This window comes from Streptomyces umbrinus, assembly GCF_030817415.1.
In the GTDB taxonomy this organism is placed as follows: Bacteria; Actinomycetota; Actinomycetes; order Streptomycetales; family Streptomycetaceae; genus Streptomyces; species Streptomyces umbrinus_A.
In genome coordinates this window covers 11167369-11182792 of sequence record NZ_JAUSZI010000002.1, presented here as the reverse complement: position 1 = coordinate 11182792, position 15424 = coordinate 11167369, and the positions used below count along the sequence as shown (strand labels likewise).

Genomic DNA, 15424 nt, shown 5'->3' with positions numbered 1-15424 from the left:
CATGCGCAAGGTCGTATCACCCCGCCCCAGCAGTCACAGCCCGGCTCTTCTGCTGACCTCTCTCGCGGGACTGCTGCGGACGTGGTTGCCGGAGCAGCGCTGGTTCGCGGGCAAGGGCCGCCGGGTCACGGAGCTGGCGCTGCTGTCGGCGACCGAGCTGCATCCGGGATGCCTGCATCTCCTGGTCAGTACACGGCACGACACCGCCGCTCATCTGCCCGGGGACTGCTACCAGTTGCTTCTCGGTGTCCGGGAGGTCCTGCCGCCGCGGCTGGCCCACACCTGTATCGGCCGGGCGAGCGAGGGACCGCTGGCCGGAATGATGGTGTACGACGCCCTTCAGGAGCCCCGGTCGGCGGACCTGCTCCTGGAGCGGCTGCGCACTCCGGGCACGGTGGGCCCGCTGCGGTTCGAGCGCGAGGCCCATGTGGCGATCCCCGCCGGTCTCACCCCGCGCCTCCTCGACGCGGAGCAGTCCAACTCCTCTCTGGTGTACGGGGATTCGTACATCCTGAAGATCTTCCGGCGCGTCCAGCCCGGCATCAACCCGGATCTCGAGGTGCCCTGGGCGCTGGCCCGGCAGGGCTGCACCCGCGTACCCGCACCGGTGGCGTGGTTCCGGACCTCGCAGCCGCAGGCGGCGACGCTCGGTGTGCTGCAGCCGTTCCTGCGCGATGCCGACGACGGGTGGACCCTGGCCCTTGAATCGCTGACCGCGGGACGGGACTTCACCGAAGAGGCATACGAACTGGGGAAGGCGACGGCCGAGGTTCACCTCGCGCTGGCCGGTGCGTTCGCCCTCGGCGTCCCGGTCGGACGCCGGAGCAGACGGCTCGCCGCTTCGATGAACGAGCGGCTGGACGCCACGAGCCGGTCGGTGCCGGACCTCCTGCCGTACGTGGACGGACTGCGGGGCGCCTTCGACGCGCTCGCCGCCCTCGACTCGGGCCGCCCGGTGCAGCGGATCCACGGCGATCTCCACCTCGGTCAGGTGCTGCGGGCCGGGAGGCGGTGGTTCGTCATCGACTTCGAGGGCGAACCGGCCCGGCCGGTCGCCGAGCGTCGGCACCCGCAGCCTCCCGTACGCGATGTCGCGGGCATGCTCCGCTCCTTCGACTACGCCGCCCGCAGCCGTCGCCCGTGGCGTCCGGAGTGGGCGCGCCGCTGCCGGGACGCGTACTGCGCGGGGTATGCCGCCCACGCACGCTGGGACCCGCGCGCCGAGCCGGAGTTGCTGCGCGCATACGAGACGGACCGGGCCGTGTACGAGGTGCTGTACGAGGCCCGGCACCGGCCCGACTGGCTGCCCGTACCGATGGCGGCGATCGCCCGCCTCGCCGAGCTCGCCCCCGCATCCTCCGGCCCTGGTTCGCAGAAGCCGGTCCCGTCCTTCCACAGCGCTCAAGGAGGCTGAACCCGTGGCCCGCAACATCACCGCAGCCGTGACTCTTCCGGTGACCGAGGACGTCCGGCCCGCAGTGCGGCCGTCGGCGTTCCCCATGGACGTGACGGACCGGGAGCGCCTGTTGTCGGGCGCCCACCACGATCCTCACGCGCTGCTGGGAGCCCATCCTGTGCAGGACGGGGTCGTCTTCCGCGCGTTGCGGCCGTTCGCCACGGCCGTGGCCGTGGCGTTGGCGGACGGGCGGCGCATTGAGCTGGGCAGCGAGGGGGACGGTCTCTTCTCGGGTGTACTGCCGCTCGATTCGCTTCCCGAGTACACCTTGCTGGTCAGGTACGAGGGCGGCAGCGAGCTGGTGGTGCAGGATCCCTACCGGTTCCTGCCCTCGCTCGGTGAGTTCGATCTGCATCTGTTCGGCGAGGGGCGGCACGAGCAGTTGTGGAAGGCGCTCGGTGCCGAACCGATGGCTCACCAGGGCGTGGCCGGCACCCGCTTCACCGTCTGGGCACCGAACGCACGGGGCGTCCGGGTGGCCGGGGACTTCAGCCACTGGGACGGGACCGCGTTCCCGATGCGGTCCCTGGGCTCGTCCGGGGTGTGGGAACTGTTCCTGCCCGGCATCGGCGAGGGCGCCCGGTACAAGTTCGAGATCACCTCACGGCACGGGCATCGGTTCCTCAAGGCCGACCCGATGGCACGCCGGACCGAGGTCCCGCCCGCGACGGCGTCGATCGTGACGGCGTCCCACCACGACTGGGACGACCAGGAGTGGCTGGCGCACCGCGGGGACATCGCCGTGCACGAGGCGCCGTTCTCCGTCTACGAGATCCATCTGCCGTCCTGGCGACCGGGACTGACGTACCGTCAACTGGCGGAGGAGCTCCCGGAGTACGTGAAGGACCTCGGCTTCACGCATGTTCAGCTGATGCCGGTGGCGGAGCACCCCTTCGGCGGTTCGTGGGGCTACCAGGTCACGGGCTTCTACGCACCGACCTCCAGGCTCGGGACGCCGGACGACTTCAAGTACCTCGTCGACGCGCTGCACCGGGCCGGCATCGGCGTGATCATGGACTGGGTGCCCGCCCACTTCCCGAAGGACGACTGGGCGCTGGCCCGCTTCGACGGGGAGCCGCTGTACGAGCCGGGTGACTCGCGCCGCGCCGAGCATCCCGACTGGGGGACCTACGAGTTCGACTACGGTCGCACCGAGGTACGCAACTTCCTGGTCGCCAACGCGGTGTACTGGTGCGAGGAGTTCCACATCGACGGCCTGCGGGTCGACGCCGTCGCGTCCATGCTCTACCTCGACTACTCGCGCGAGCCCGGGCAGTGGGCGCCCAACGTCCATGGCGGGCGGGAGGATCTCGCCGCGGTCGCGTTCCTCCAGGAGATGAACGCGACGGTGTACCGGCGGGTGCCGGGTGTGATGACCATCGCCGAGGAGTCGACCGCCTGGGAGGGGGTGACCCGCCCCACCGACAGTGGTGGCCTGGGGTTCGGTCTGAAGTGGAACATGGGCTGGATGCACGACTCGCTCGAGTACATCGCGCACGAGCCGGTCCACCGCAAGTACCACCACAACGAGATGACGTTCTCGATGGTGTACGCGTACAGCGAGAACTACGTCCTGCCGATCTCCCACGACGAAGTCGTCCACGGCAAGCAGTCGTTGGTGTCCAAGATGCCGGGTGACTGGTGGCAGCAGCGGGCCACGCACCGGGCGTATCTGGGCTTCATGTGGGCACACCCCGGCAAGCAACTCCTCTTCATGGGGCAGGAGTTCGCCCAGGGCGCCGAGTGGTCCGAGGCGCACGGTCCCGACTGGTGGCTCCTCGACCCGTCGTACACGGCCGCCGCCGATCACCGGGGTGTCCGGGACCTCGTCCGGGAGCTCAATCGTCAGTACGGGGTGACGCGGGCGCTCTGGGAGCGGGACTGCGATCCCTCCGGGTTCGCCTGGGTGGCGGGGGGTGCGGCGGAGGACAACGTCTTCGCGTTCCTGCGGTTCGGCGCGGACGGCTCGCCGTTGCTCGCCGTGTCCAACTTCTCGCCGGTTGTCCGGCACGAGTACCGGCTCGGGGTTCCGGATGACGTGCCCGCCTGGGGGGAGGTTCTGAACACCGATGCCGTGTGCTTCGGCGGCAGCGGTGTGACGGAGCCGGGCCCCGTCAAGGCTGAGGCTCAGGGGGAGCAGGGGTGGGCGGCGAGCATCCGCCTCACGCTGCCACCCCTGGCAACGGTGTGGCTCCGCCCGGCATAGCTTTTCTCGCCCCCGCCGCCCCTACCCTCCCCCACTCTCGGCTTCGCTCGAGCGGGGGGACCCCCATCGTCACTAACTCAGGGGCTCCGCCCCCGAACCCCCAAAAGACTGCGCAGTTCCCCGCGCCCCTAGGTTTTCAGGGGCGCGGGGAACTGCGCGATCAGCCACAGCCGGGCCCGCACACACATCCCAACCCGCACACCCCACCCTCCCAGCAGGGGTCTGGGGGCGCAGCCCCCGGAAAGGGACGGGAATGGGTAGGGGCGGCGGGGGCGAAAAAAGACCTACACACTCCCCCGGTACCGCCGCAACGCCGGCATCATCGCCGCCAGAACCAGCATCGTGACGACCACAAGCAACCCCCCACCGGCGACAGCCGTACGGGCGCCCAGGGCGGAGCCGGCCGTCCCGTGGAGGACGTCGGCAAGGCGCGGACCGCCGGCGACGACGACCGTGAAGACGCCCTGCATACGGCCACGCAGTTCATCGGTCACGGCCGACAGGAGGATAGCCCCGCGGAAGACCATCGAGACCATGTCGGCAACCCCCGCGGCAGCGAGGAACGCCACGCCCACCCACAGATTGGAGCTCAGGCCAAACCCCGTGATCGCCACTCCCCAGGCGACCACCGCGGCAATGACCATGAGCCCGTGCCGCCGCGCACGCGAGAACGTACCGGACATCAGTCCGCCGAGCACCGCACCGATGGGAATCGCCGCGAAGAGCAGCCCAAGGGCGAGCCCCTCGCCGTACGGGGCGTACGTCTGGGCGGCGAGCTGCGGGAACAGGGCGCGCGGCATGCCGAAGACCATGGCGATGATGTCGGCGAGGAAGGACAGCAGGAGCACCTGGTTGAGGGAGATGTAGCGGAAGCCCTCCGCGATCCCCCGTAGCCCTGCCCGCCCGGCGGCCGCCGTGGTGGTGCCCAGGGGCGGCAGCGCGGGAAGCCGGTAGACCGCCCACACCGTGGCGCACAGGGCCAGGGCGTCGATCAGGTACAACTCGGCGAGACCCACGACGGGGATGAGCGCTCCGGCCAGCAACGGCCCGGCGACGAGCCCGGTCTGCATGACGGTCGAGCCGAGGGCGTTCGCCGCGGCCAGTTCGTCCTTGGGGACAAGTCGGGCGATGGAGGCCTGGCGGGCCGGGGAGTTGAGGCCGAAGAACGCCTGCTGGACGGCGAGCAGCGCCATCAGGACGCCGACCGATTCGAGTCCGGTGACGGCCTGTATCCAGAAGAGCAGGGACGTGACTGCGATCCCGATGTTCGTGACGAGGAGAAGCTTGCGCCGGTCCACGCTGTCGGCGATCGCACCGCCCCACAGCGCGAAGACGACGAGGGGCAGGAGCCCCGCGAAGCTGGCGTAGCCGACCCAGGCCGAGGATCCGGTGATGTCGTAGATCTGCTTGGGTACGGCGACGGCGGTGAGCTGGCTGCCCACGGCCGTGACGATGGTCGAGGACCAGAGGCGGCGGTAGGCGGGGCGGCGCAGCGGCCGGGTGTCCATGGCCCAGCGGCGCCAGCCGCCGTTTCTCTCCGGTTCTGCCGGCTCCGCGGGTTCGGCCGGCCCCGGTGCCCCGGTCTCCGATTCCGCGCTGTTTTCGGCACCGCTCTTGCTCGTGTCCACGCCCGTCCTGGTTCCTCGACCTGATTGCTCAACCTGATTGCTCGATACATCTTTCGATTCGAGGATCACTATCGCCGATCCGGGGCCGCTTTCGCCCGGCGGACCGATCCGTGGACGGGACGGCACGAGACGGTAGGCGGACAGGCAGGCGCGTCAGCCTTTCGCACGCGAGTCCTCGACCTTCGCCAAAAGCGATACCGCCTGCTCGCGGGCGTGGTCGAGGGCGCCAGGAAAGATGCGCAGACCGTGAGCGACGAGGGCCCCCTCGTGGAGCAACATCAGAGTGCGGCCCAGGGTGTCGGCCGAGGCGGGCGCGAGGGAGCGTACGAGGTCGGTGAACAGGGTGAGCATCCACTGCTTCTGGCCGGTGATGATCGCGTACGCCGGGTGGGACGTGTCGTCGATCTCCGCGTGGGCGTTGACCATGCTGCAACCCCGGGGGCCGGCCGCGTCCATCCAGTCGCGTGAGGCCTCGAAGACTGCGAGAACGCCGTCGCGAGGGGTACGGGCCGCGTCGAGCCGGGGTGCCAGGAAGGCCCGCCAGCGCTCGTCGCGGTCGGCGAGGTACTCCACGACGATCTGGTCCTTCGAGCCGAACCGGTCGTAGAGCGTCTTCTTCGTGACACCGGCCTCGGCGGCGATGAGGTCGACGCCGACGGCGTGGATACCCCGGTCGTAGAACAGCCGCCCGGCCGCCTCCAGTGCCCGGCGGGCGCCGGGGGTCAGGGGCACTCGGCGCGGCCCGTTCGAGGCGATCGACGGGCTCTGCGGGCTCTGCGTCTTCGAGGTGCTCATTCCTCCAGAGTAGACCGATCTGTATACTCGACGTCAGGTATACAGATCGGTCTACTTCTGTCGGCCACCCGCTTTGGAGGTGTGTGGTGTCGTGAACATCCTGTTGTCGATCGCGTTCGTCGGGGCCTGGAGCTCCGGTTTCATCGGCGCCAAGCTCGGATCGGGCAGCGCCCCGGCCGTCACGCTCCTCATGTGGCGCTTCCTGCCGCTGGCCCTCGTCCTGGGCATCGTCGCGCTGACCGCGACGCGGGCTTCGTGGCGTGGGCTCACTCCCCGCGATCTGCTCAGGCAGGCCGCCGTGGGGGCGCTGTCGCAGAGCGGCTATCTCCTGACGGTCTACTACGCGATAGAGCTGGGCGTCTCCAGCGGCACCACGGCTCTGATCGACGGCACGCAGCCCCTGGTGGCCGGAGCGCTGGCCGGGCCACTGCTGGGCCTGCCGGCGTCCCGTACGCAGTGGCTCGGACTGGGGCTGGGCGTGACCGGAGTCGCCGTCGTCACCGCGGCCGACGCGGGCGCCGGGACGGGCGTCGCGTGGTGGGCGTATCTCGTGCCGTTCCTCGGCATGCTGTCCCTGGTGGCGGCGACCTTCCTGGACCGCCGGTCCCGTACGGACGTCCGCCCGATGGTGTCGATGACGGTTCACGCCGTCACAAGTGCCGTCGTGTTCACGGGACTCGCCGCGGCCACCGGAACGGTGGCACCGCCCGCGAGCGGCTCCTTCTGGACCGCGGTGGTGTGGCTCGTGGTGCTCTCCACCTTCGGCGGGTACGGGCTGTACTGGCTGATCCTGCGGCGCTCGGGGGTGACCAAGGTCAACACCCTGATGTTCCTGATGGCCCCCGTCACGGCCGTGTGGGGTGCGCTGATGTTCGGCGAACCCTTCGGGACGCAGACGGTGGTGGGACTGGCACTCGGCCTCCTGGCCGTCGCCGTCGTCCATCGAGGAGACCGCGACGACCGTCACGACCGCGTTCGCGACCGACACGGCCACCACCGCGACGACCAGGACGGCCAACAGCCTGCGGACCCGGGGCCGTTCACGCCCCGGCGATCAGCGTGGCGCCGAGCGCGGTCATCATCGCCGCGACCAGAGCGTCCAGTACGCGCCACGCCGACGGCCGGGCCAGGAAGCGGCTGAGCAGCCGGGCGCCGAAACCCAGCGCGGCGAACCAGACCAGGCTGGCGAGGACGGCGCCGAGGCCGAAGGTCCAGCGCAGCGGGCCGCGGTCGGCCGCGATGGAGCCGAGCAGGAACACGGTGTCCAGGTAGACGTGCGGGTTGAGCCAGGTCATCGCAAGACAGGTGAGTACGGCCCGCCGTCGCGAGCCGGCCGTCCCCGCCTCCACGAGCAGCGCCGAGGGCCGGAACACGCGGCGTACGGCGAGACAGCCGTAGCCGATGAGGAAGACACCGCCGATCAGCGCGACCGCGGTCAGTGCCTCCGGCCAGGCCACCACCACCGCGCCGACACCGCCGACACCGAGGGCGATGAGTGCCGCGTCGGACAGGGCACAGATGCCCACCACCGCGAGCACGGCGTCCCTGCGGATGCCCTGCCGCAGGACGAAGGCGTTCTGTGCGCCGATGGCGACGATGAGGGAGAGGCCGGTGCCGAACCCGGCGGCAGCGGCGGTCAGAGTGCTGGTCACGGCATCCACGCTAGGAAGGCCGCCGTCAAGAGTACAGCTAAAGATTCTTACGTATCATTAGCGCTCGTGATGACGGAGCTTCCCCTCGACCAGGTGCGTACCCTGCTGGCCGTCGTGGACGAGGGCACGTTCGACGCGGCGGCCGCGGTGCTGCATGTGACGCCGTCGGCGGTGAGCCAGCGGGTCAAGGCGCTCGAACAGCGCACGGGGCGCGTCCTGTTGATGCGTACGAAACCGGTCCGGCCGACCGAGTCCGGCGAGGTCGTCGTGCGGTTCGCGCGCCAACTGGCCCGCCTTGAGGACGAGGCCAGGACCGAGCTCGGCATGTCGGGCTCCGACGAACCGACACGGCTGTCGATCGCGGTCAACTCCGACTCGCTGGCGACCTGGTTCCTGCCCGCCCTCGCCCGCGTACCGGAGGAACTCGGGCTCTGCTACGAGTTGCGCCGCGAGGACCAGGACCACACGGCCACGCTGCTGCGCGAGGGGCTGGTGATGGCGGCGGTGACCTCGTCGCCGGAGGCGGTGACGGGTTGTTCCGTCCGGAGCCTCGGGCGTATGCGGTACGTCCCGGTGGCCGCCCCCGATTTCGCCGCGCGACGGCTCGGCGGGTGGCCGGACACCCCGCTGCGGGACGTGATCGGCGACGCGCCCGTGGTGGCCTTCGACCGACGTGACGATCTCCAGGACGCGTTCGTCCGGGGGCTCGAACGCGGTCGCGGCGCGGCGAGTTCACCGCGGCATCTCGTGCCGACGTCGGAGGGGTTCGTCGACGCCGTCGCGGCCGGAATGGGGTGGGGCATGGCTCCCGAGGTACAGGCGGCGCCGCTGCTCGAAGCGGGACGGCTCGTCAATCTCGCCCCGGACTCGAGGATCTACATCCCCCTGTACTGGCAGCAGTGGAAGCTCGACTTCCCGGCGCTCGCCGCCGTGTCCGAGGCCGTCGCGTCGGCGGCCGCCGAGGCTCTGGACCCGGTGCGAGGCGCCTGAGCCACGACCGGAGCGGCTCCGCCTTTCCAGTCGTCAGGAAGCCGGGCCCTGGCCCGCTTCCCTCTCCAGGAAGCTGATCACCTGGGCGGCGAGACCGTCCGCGGCGGATTCGGGGCGGGCGCCGACACCGACCGCCGACTCGTGCAGGCCGATGCCGCCGGACCAGAGGTAGCGCTCGGTCCACTCGTCGTCGACCTTCAACTGGACCTGGATGTCCACAGCGGAGAGGCCGCTTTCGGGAGCCGCAGCGAACAGGACAGCGGTGGCCCGGCGCAGGGGATAGACGTCGAAGCCCTCGATGAACTGCGAGTTGCGCCAGTCCAGAAACGCGCTCTCGCCGTCGGTCCCGATACGGATGTCGAGCTGGCCGTCTTCGAGATGAATGCCGAAATGCTCGGTCGTCCGGTTTTCGACGGTCACCCGGAATCGGAAGTAGATCAGGCCCTCGGCCGCGTCGTCACGACCGCGCGGCGGCTCCGCCTTCTCCAAGCCATGGACGCGAATGCGCAGGCCGGCATGCTCATCGTCGTACTCCTGCCAGTCCCCGACCACATTCGGCTCGTACACGGTTCACCTCTCGACCTCAGAGGGCTGCTGTCTATCCCTGAGCGCGACGAGGTGTCAAATGAGCAGAATGGGCGTTGGCCAGGGATTTTACCGGGCTTGATCACTGATCAAGCCGTGCCCAGCCAGAACCCCCCTCACAGGCGTCACGGCCGCCGCCCCGGCGTGCTGCACATCACGTCCCCCGGCCCGGGTCGCCGGCGAGGAGCCCGGCGGTGCCGGTGCCGGCTCCGGGGCCCGATGCTGTGCGGTGCATTTGAGCCAGCCCAACGGGCTTCGCAGGCCGAATAAGGCCGCTCGCATTTCCCTCACATTTTCGCTGTTGATTATTGAATCGATCGAATGCCAGAATCCGTTCAGCCTCGCCGACATACCCCATCGACCGGGCCGCTCCGGGTTGGCCCGGTGAGGATTTCAGTGGCAATTCGGGCCGATTCCCGACCCGCTCGATCCAGAAACTTGAGCCGCGTTCAGCAATGCCTCTTGAGCTGCACTCTTATTTGATAAGGCACGGTATGCCACAACACCCAAGCCCGTACTACGGTTCCCCTCCGGACAGCACGCAGTCCGAAACCGTGGCCCGGAACATGATCGGTTCGCATCCCGACTTCCGCTCCATCCGCGGCGCCCACCGCAGATTCGGGGCGGTGGCGCTGTCGATCTCGGTGGGTGGGTTCCTGCTGTTCGTGCTGCTGTCGAGTTTCCTGCCGGACGTGCTCAATCGGCCGCTGTTCGGTCATGTGACGCTGGGACTCGCGGGCGGGGTGGGTCAGTTCGCCGTGATGGCCCTGACCGCCTGGCGGTACACGGTGCACATGGAGCGGCGGGTCGATCCGGCCGCCGACCGTCTGCGCGCCGAGCTGCATCGCGACGCGGCCGCGCGGGCCCGGGTCCCCCAGCAGCAGAGGCGGTTCGGCGGATGGTGACTCTCCCCCAGGACCACCTGGTCACCCTCTCCGCCGGTGTCGTCGGCGGCTTCAGTCTGAAGCTGACCTTCATCCTGTTCGTGTCGGTCGTCGTGGTCAGCATGTTCACCGCGCTCATCACCGCGCCGCAGGGTGACGAGATCAGCGAGTTCTATCTCGGCAACCGCACGATGACGCCGCTGCGCAACGGCCTGGCGATGTGCGGGGACTATCTCTCCGCCGCCACCCTGCTCGGCAGCACCGGCCTGGTCGCACTGACCGGGTACGACGGCCTGCTGTACCTCGTGGGCACCAGCGTGGCCTGGGTGATGGTGCTGCTGCTGATCGCCGAACCCCTGCGCAACTCCGGCAAGTTCACGCTCGGCGACACCCTGGCACTGCGTCTTCCGCGCAGCCGGCGCTCCGTCCGCCTCGCCCTCGCCTTCTGCACTCTGACGATCACCGTGCTCTACCTCGTCGCCCAACTGGTCGGCAGCGTCGCCCTGCTGACGCAGTTCCTCGGCGAACCGTCCAGCGCCACCCGCACTCTGTGCATCGTGGCCATCGGCACCCTGGTCGTGCTGTACGTGGCGCTCGGCGGTATGCCCGGCGCGACCTTCATCCAGATCGTCAAGGCCGTCATGCTGGTCGTCGGTGTCGCCGTGACCGCCGTCATGGTGCTGCACCGCTACCAGTGGAACGTCGACGATCTGCTCGGCGGAGCGGCCTCCGGCAGCGGGATCGGCCAGCGGTTCCTGGAGCCCGGGCTGCGCTACGGCGGCAGCACGACCAACAAGCTCGACTTCTTCAGCCTGCAGATCGCCATCGTGCTGGGACTGGCCGCGCTCCCGCACGTGATGATGCGGCTGCTGGCCCCGAGCGCCACCCGGGTGCTGCGACGCTCCATCCTGTGGGCCATGGGCCTGGTCGGTTTCGTGTGTCTCGCCGCCGGCGTACTCGGCCTCGGCGCGACCGCGATCGTCGGGCGGGACGTCATCGCGGACATCGACGCGAAGGGCGACGCCGCGGTGCTGCTGCTCGCACAGGACCTCGGCGGCGCCCTGCTCACCGCACTCATCTCCTGTCTGGCGTTCGTGACGCTGCTGGCCGTGGCCGCGGGCCTCACCCTCGCGGCTGCCTCCTCCCTCGCGCACGACCTGTACGCGGAGGTGATCCGCAAGGGCCGGGCGAGCCAGCGGGAGGAGCTGACCGTGGCCCGGCTGTCCGCCGTCGTGATCGGTGTCCTGGGGATGCTGCTGGCGCTGGTCTCCTGGGGGACGAACACCGCCACCCTGGCGTTCCTCGCCTTCGCCATCGCCGCGTCCGCGATCCTGCCGACGATGGTCTACAGCCTGTTCTGGCGCCGCTTCAACGCGCGCGGGGCCCTGCTCAGCCTGTACGGCGGCCTCGTCACGTCCGTACTGCTGGTCATCTGCTCGCCCGTCGTCTCATCGAGGCCCGCCTCGTTCTACCCGGACGCGGACTTCGCCTTCTTCCCGCTGCAGAACCCGGGCATCGTCTCCGTGCCGGCCGGGTTCCTGCTGGGCTGGCTGGGCACCGTCCTGGCCCGTCGCCCGGAGGACACAGAGCCGGCCGAGACGTACGAGAAGTTCGAGGTCCGCGCGGTGCTGGGGGTGGATCAGCCGGTCTGAGCCGAGGAGCGGGCGCATCTCCCACCTCGTGACGAAACGGACGTCCATGTTGACGAAGGGGACGTCCAGGTGCGGAGATGCTCCTGCGACATGACGGCCGACCGTAAGGGCAGGGCAAGCGAGCGATGGCTTTGCAGATCAGCGCCACCAACCCGGAGCATCCCGCGCTCCTGCTCGACCTGCCGTGGCAGCTGCCCCTGGAGGAATGGCCCGAGCACTACCTCGTACCGCTGCCGCGGGGCATCTCGCGGCACGTGGTGCGCTACGCGCGCGCCGGTACGGAGGTCGTGGCGGTCAAGGAGCTCGCCGAGCGGCCCGCCCTGCGGGAGTACGAGCTGCTGCGCAGTCTCGACCGGCTGAACATCCCGTCGGTGGACCCGCTCGCCGTGGTCACCGGCCGCACCGACGAGGGCGGCGAGCCGCTGGAATCCGTCCTGATCACCCGGCATCTCGGCGGCTCGATGCCCTACCGGTCGATGTTCGAGACCACCATGCGGCCCGCCACCATGCACCGGCTCATGGACGCGCTGGCCGTGCTCCTCGTCCGGCTCCACCTCGCCGGGTTCGCCTGGGGCGACTGCTCGCTGTCCAACACGCTGTTCCGGCGGGACGCGGGCGCGTACGCTGCGTATCTCGTCGACGCCGAGACCGGGGAGCTGCATCCGCAACTCAGTCCCGGGCAGCGCGAGTACGACCTGGACCTCGCGCGCGTGAACATCAGCGGGGAGCTGCTGGACCTGGAGGCGTCCGGCGCCCTCCACCCGTCGGTGGACCCGATCGAGTTCGGCATGGAGATCTGCGCGCGCTACAACCGGCTGTGGGAGGAGCTGACCCGCACGTCCGTGTACCCGGCGGGCAAGCACCACTACATCGACCGCCGCATCCGCCGCCTGAACGACCTCGGTTTCGATGTCGCCGAGATGCAGATCGCGCACTCCTCGAACGGTGACACCGTCACGTTCGTGCCGAAGGTCGTCGACGCGGGCCACCACCAGCGCCAGTTGCTGCGGCTGACCGGGCTCGACGCCGAGGAGAACCAGGCGCGGCGGCTGCTCAACGACCTGGAGGCCTGGATGGCCACCCAGGACGACTACGCGCCCGGTGACCCTCCCCCAAGCTCTCGGCTTCGCTCGAGCAGGGGGGACCCCCACGCCGCCCGTCCGGAAGTGCTGGCCCACCGCTGGGTGCGGGACGTCTTCCGGCCGACCGTGCGTGCCGTGCCGCGCGAGCTGCGCGGCTCGATGGATTCGGCCGAGCTCTACCACGGGCTGCTCGAACACCGCTGGTACCTGTCGGAGCGGGCACAGCACGACATCGGCCTGGACACGGCGGTCGAGGACTACGTCAAGAACATCCTGCCCCCGATGCGGGACGCGCTGCCGCCGCCGACGGACGACACCGCGCCCTCGGTCTGAGACGGGCGGTCAGGCCGGCGGGACGACCGCCACCGGGCAGGGCGCGTGGTGCATGGCCGCATGGGCCACCGAACCCACCCGTGCGCCGACGGCGGAGGGGTGCGCGCGCCGGCCGACCACCAGCAGCTGGGCCGGCGCGGCCGCCGTGAGCAGTACCTCGCCCGCGCTGCCCATCTCGACGTGCTGTGTCACCCGCACCTGGGGGAACCGCTCCTCCCAGGGCCGCAGCGCCTCCGCGAGCGCCTTGTTCTCGTACTGCTCCAGTCCTCCGGCCTCGTCGGCGAGCTTCAGCGAGGCGGGGCTGAAGGTGAAGACGGTGGGCAGGCTCCACGCTCGTACGACGCGTACGCCGGCGCCACGTGTCGCCGCCGTCTCGAACGCGAACTCCAGTGCCGCCGCGCTGTCGTCCGGGCCGCCCTGCTGCCCGACGACGATCTCGCGCCCGGCCGCCTCGGACTCGGCGAGATCCCCGGCGCGTACGAGGACGACGGGCCGCGCAGACTCGGCGACCACCTGCTGGCCGACGGAGCCGAGCAGGAAGCCGACGATCGCTCCGTGCCCGCGGGTGCCGAGCACCAGCGTCTCGGCCTCCGCCGCCGCGGCGACCAGTGCGTCGACCCGGTCGCCTTCGAGGAGGTCGGTGGTCACCGGCAGGTCCGGGTGCCGGTCGGTGACCTCGCGTGCGGTCTCCGCCAGCGCGTCCCGCACGTCCCCGGTCCGGTCCTCGCCGTCGGACTTCTCCCAGGCGTGCACCACACGCAGCGCCAGTGAACGGCGTACCGCCTCCCTGGCCGCCCAGTGCACGGCGGCCAGGGATTCGGCGGAACCGTCTACTCCCACGGTGATCGGGCGGGTCATGTGACAGCCTCCGTCGCGTTGGTTGATGTGCCCACGCTACAGAGCCATTACGCCGGCCCGCACGGCGGTGCTGTCAGCTCGTCAGAAGGGCGAGTTCGGTGCCGCCGAGCAGGAAGGCACCCACACCGAAGTCCGAGGTGCTGTCGTACGTGACCGGCTGACTGGACTCCGGGCGGTCACCCACCTTCTGTACGTAACCGAGGAAGCCGTCGGGATGGACGGCCGTGGTGACGAGCCCCTGCCATGCCCGGTCCGCCACCGGCAGGAACGCCGCCCGGCGGACGAGGCCGGCACGGATCGCGTACGCCGTGCCGTACAGGAAGAAGGACGTGCCGCTCGTCTCGGGGCCGGGCAGATGCTCCGCGTCGGCGAGGTTGACGTTCCAGAAGCCGTCCGTGCGCTGCGCGGCGGGCAGGGCGGTGACCAGCCGGGTCAGGGTCTCCCGGTACTCGGCGGTGTGCCGCTCCGACCGTGGCAGGGCCTTGAGCGTCTTGACGTGCCCGCCGGCCACCCAGCCGTTGCCGCGCGACCAGACCACCGGTTTGCCCGTGGGCGAGACGATCGCGCCGGGCAGGAATCGCTTGTCGCGGTACCACAGGCCGGTGCCCGGATCGAGGAGACCGGGCCCGCCCTCGACGCGCTTGGTGTGGCCGTAGAGGGCGTACAGCTTCTCCCAGTACCGCGGGTCCCTGCGGAGGACACCGAGACGGGCGAACGGCGGCATGCCCATGTGGAGGGCGTCGTCCCACCACCAGTCGTCGTTCTTGCCCGGCTGGTCCGTGAGAACCATGCGGCGCAGGGACTCCTCGATCGCGGCGAGTTTCCCCTCCTCCGGCTCGATCTCGTAGAGGTCCAGATAGGCCTGTCCCGCGTTGTGGTTGTCGGCGTGACGGGTCGTCACGCCGCCCCGCAGGCCGTACGCGTGCTTCTCCGCCCAGCCGCGCGCGTACGCCAGGTAACGGGGGTCACCCGTCAGCCGGTGCAGCGCGAGCAGACCGCTGAAGAACGTCGCGTTGGCCCAGCCGTTGTCGCCCGGGTCCGTGTGCGTGGCGATCCAGTGGTCGGCGACCCGGCGCAGAACGGGGAGGATCTCGGCTCTCGACGGCACCGCCCAGGCCGTCCGGGCTGTCGCGGTCGGAGTGGTGAGAAGGGTGGCGGAGGCCGCTAGCGCGGTCCCGCCGGTGAGTAGGCGACGTCGGTTCACTGGGTCAACTCCTCTGTGTGTGGGGCACATTGGGGCGATGTATCAGTGCGATGCGTCAGTGCCGTGCGTCATGCGTTGCCGCGGTGCTCCACCTCGGCG

At 70.2% G+C, this 15424-nt stretch carries 13 protein-coding genes; 7 read left to right on the top strand and 6 right to left on the bottom strand.

The features are described 5' to 3' along the window. Position 1: 1 nt before the first annotated feature. Both QF035_RS49635 and glgB read left to right on the top strand, forming a co-directional pair. Positions 2 to 1414, top strand: coding sequence for a maltokinase N-terminal cap-like domain-containing protein (locus QF035_RS49635; protein WP_307529115.1), 1413 nt, complete (start codon positions 2 to 4; stop codon positions 1412 to 1414). An 85-nt stretch (positions 1415 to 1499) separates the two neighbouring features. Beyond that, positions 1500 to 3662 carry a 1,4-alpha-glucan branching enzyme gene (gene glgB / locus QF035_RS49630; protein ID WP_307531946.1) on the top strand — a complete coding sequence of 721 codons (2163 nt, stop codon included), beginning with the start codon at positions 1500 to 1502 and terminating at the stop codon, positions 3660 to 3662. Positions 3663 to 3946: 284 nt separating this feature from the next. Here the strand turns inward: glgB and QF035_RS49625 are convergent, their stop codons facing one another. After that, the gene (locus QF035_RS49625) at positions 3947 to 5290 is read right to left on the bottom strand and encodes an MFS transporter (RefSeq protein WP_307529113.1); all 1344 of its coding nucleotides are present in this window, start codon (positions 5288 to 5290) and stop codon (positions 3947 to 3949) included. Between the two features lie 153 nt (positions 5291 to 5443). Then, positions 5444 to 6085, bottom strand: coding sequence for a TetR/AcrR family transcriptional regulator (locus tag QF035_RS49620; protein WP_307529112.1), 642 nt, complete (start codon positions 6083 to 6085; stop codon positions 5444 to 5446). A 91-nt stretch (positions 6086 to 6176) separates the two neighbouring features. Here QF035_RS49620 and QF035_RS49615 point away from each other — a divergent pair, with 91 nt between their 5' ends. After that, complete coding sequence (locus tag QF035_RS49615) at positions 6177 to 7226, top strand: DMT family transporter (RefSeq protein ID WP_307529110.1); 1050 nt, start codon at positions 6177 to 6179, stop codon at positions 7224 to 7226. On the opposite strand, the gene QF035_RS49610 is transcribed toward QF035_RS49615, so the two are convergent. After that, positions 7126 to 7737 (bottom strand): LysE/ArgO family amino acid transporter, encoded by a 612-nt coding sequence (locus QF035_RS49610; RefSeq protein ID WP_307529109.1) that lies wholly within the window; start codon positions 7735 to 7737, stop codon positions 7126 to 7128. The genes QF035_RS49615 and QF035_RS49610 overlap by 101 nt on opposite strands. 69 nt (positions 7738 to 7806) lie before the next feature. Here QF035_RS49610 and QF035_RS49605 point away from each other — a divergent pair, with 69 nt between their 5' ends. Continuing rightward, entirely contained in the window at positions 7807 to 8727 is a 921-nt protein-coding gene (locus tag QF035_RS49605) for a LysR family transcriptional regulator ArgP (RefSeq protein ID WP_307529107.1), read from the top strand. Positions 8728 to 8760: 33 nt separating this feature from the next. On the opposite strand, the gene QF035_RS49600 is transcribed toward QF035_RS49605, so the two are convergent. After that, complete coding sequence (locus QF035_RS49600) at positions 8761 to 9294, bottom strand: hypothetical protein (RefSeq protein WP_307529105.1); 534 nt, start codon at positions 9292 to 9294, stop codon at positions 8761 to 8763. 572 nt (positions 9295 to 9866) lie between these two features. Here QF035_RS49600 and QF035_RS49595 point away from each other — a divergent pair. From QF035_RS49595 to QF035_RS49585, 3 genes are all read left to right on the top strand, one after another. Beyond that, positions 9867 to 10217 (top strand): DUF485 domain-containing protein, encoded by a 351-nt coding sequence (locus QF035_RS49595; RefSeq protein ID WP_307529103.1) that lies wholly within the window; start codon positions 9867 to 9869, stop codon positions 10215 to 10217. Then, positions 10211 to 11848 carry a solute symporter family protein gene (locus tag QF035_RS49590; protein WP_373466860.1) on the top strand — a complete coding sequence of 546 codons (1638 nt, stop codon included), beginning with the start codon at positions 10211 to 10213 and terminating at the stop codon, positions 11846 to 11848. Before QF035_RS49595 ends, QF035_RS49590 begins: the two co-directional genes overlap by 7 nt. Positions 11849 to 11973: 125 nt before the next feature. Continuing rightward, entirely contained in the window at positions 11974 to 13263 is a 1290-nt protein-coding gene (locus QF035_RS49585) for a DUF4032 domain-containing protein (protein ID WP_307529101.1), read from the top strand. A gap of 9 nt (positions 13264 to 13272) precedes the next feature. Here the strand turns inward: QF035_RS49585 and QF035_RS49580 are convergent, their stop codons facing one another. Both QF035_RS49580 and QF035_RS49575 read right to left on the bottom strand, forming a co-directional pair. Further along, positions 13273 to 14121, bottom strand: coding sequence for a universal stress protein (locus QF035_RS49580; protein WP_307529099.1), 849 nt, complete (start codon positions 14119 to 14121; stop codon positions 13273 to 13275). A gap of 73 nt (positions 14122 to 14194) precedes the next feature. After that, on the bottom strand, positions 14195 to 15325 hold the full coding sequence (locus QF035_RS49575) for a glycoside hydrolase family 88/105 protein (RefSeq protein WP_307529097.1): 1131 nt from the start codon (positions 15323 to 15325) through the stop codon (positions 14195 to 14197). Positions 15326 to 15424 lie beyond the last annotated feature (99 nt).

Excerpts from the sequence above, each read along its gene's own strand:
- QF035_RS49635 (WP_307529115.1), top strand. The coding sequence starts at position 2 with ATGCGCAAGGTCGTATCACCCCGCCCCAGCAGTCACAGCCCGGCTCTT.
- glgB (WP_307531946.1), top strand. The coding sequence starts at position 1,500 with ATGGACGTGACGGACCGGGAGCGCCTGTTGTCGGGCGCCCACCACGAT.
- QF035_RS49620 (WP_307529112.1), bottom strand. The coding sequence starts at position 6,085 with ATGAGCACCTCGAAGACGCAGAGCCCGCAGAGCCCGTCGATCGCCTCG.
- QF035_RS49605 (WP_307529107.1), top strand. The coding sequence starts at position 7,807 with ATGACGGAGCTTCCCCTCGACCAGGTGCGTACCCTGCTGGCCGTCGTG.
- QF035_RS49590 (WP_373466860.1), top strand. The coding sequence starts at position 10,211 with ATGGTGACTCTCCCCCAGGACCACCTGGTCACCCTCTCCGCCGGTGTC.
- QF035_RS49585 (WP_307529101.1), top strand. The coding sequence starts at position 11,974 with ATGGCTTTGCAGATCAGCGCCACCAACCCGGAGCATCCCGCGCTCCTG.
- QF035_RS49580 (WP_307529099.1), bottom strand. The coding sequence starts at position 14,121 with ATGACCCGCCCGATCACCGTGGGAGTAGACGGTTCCGCCGAATCCCTG.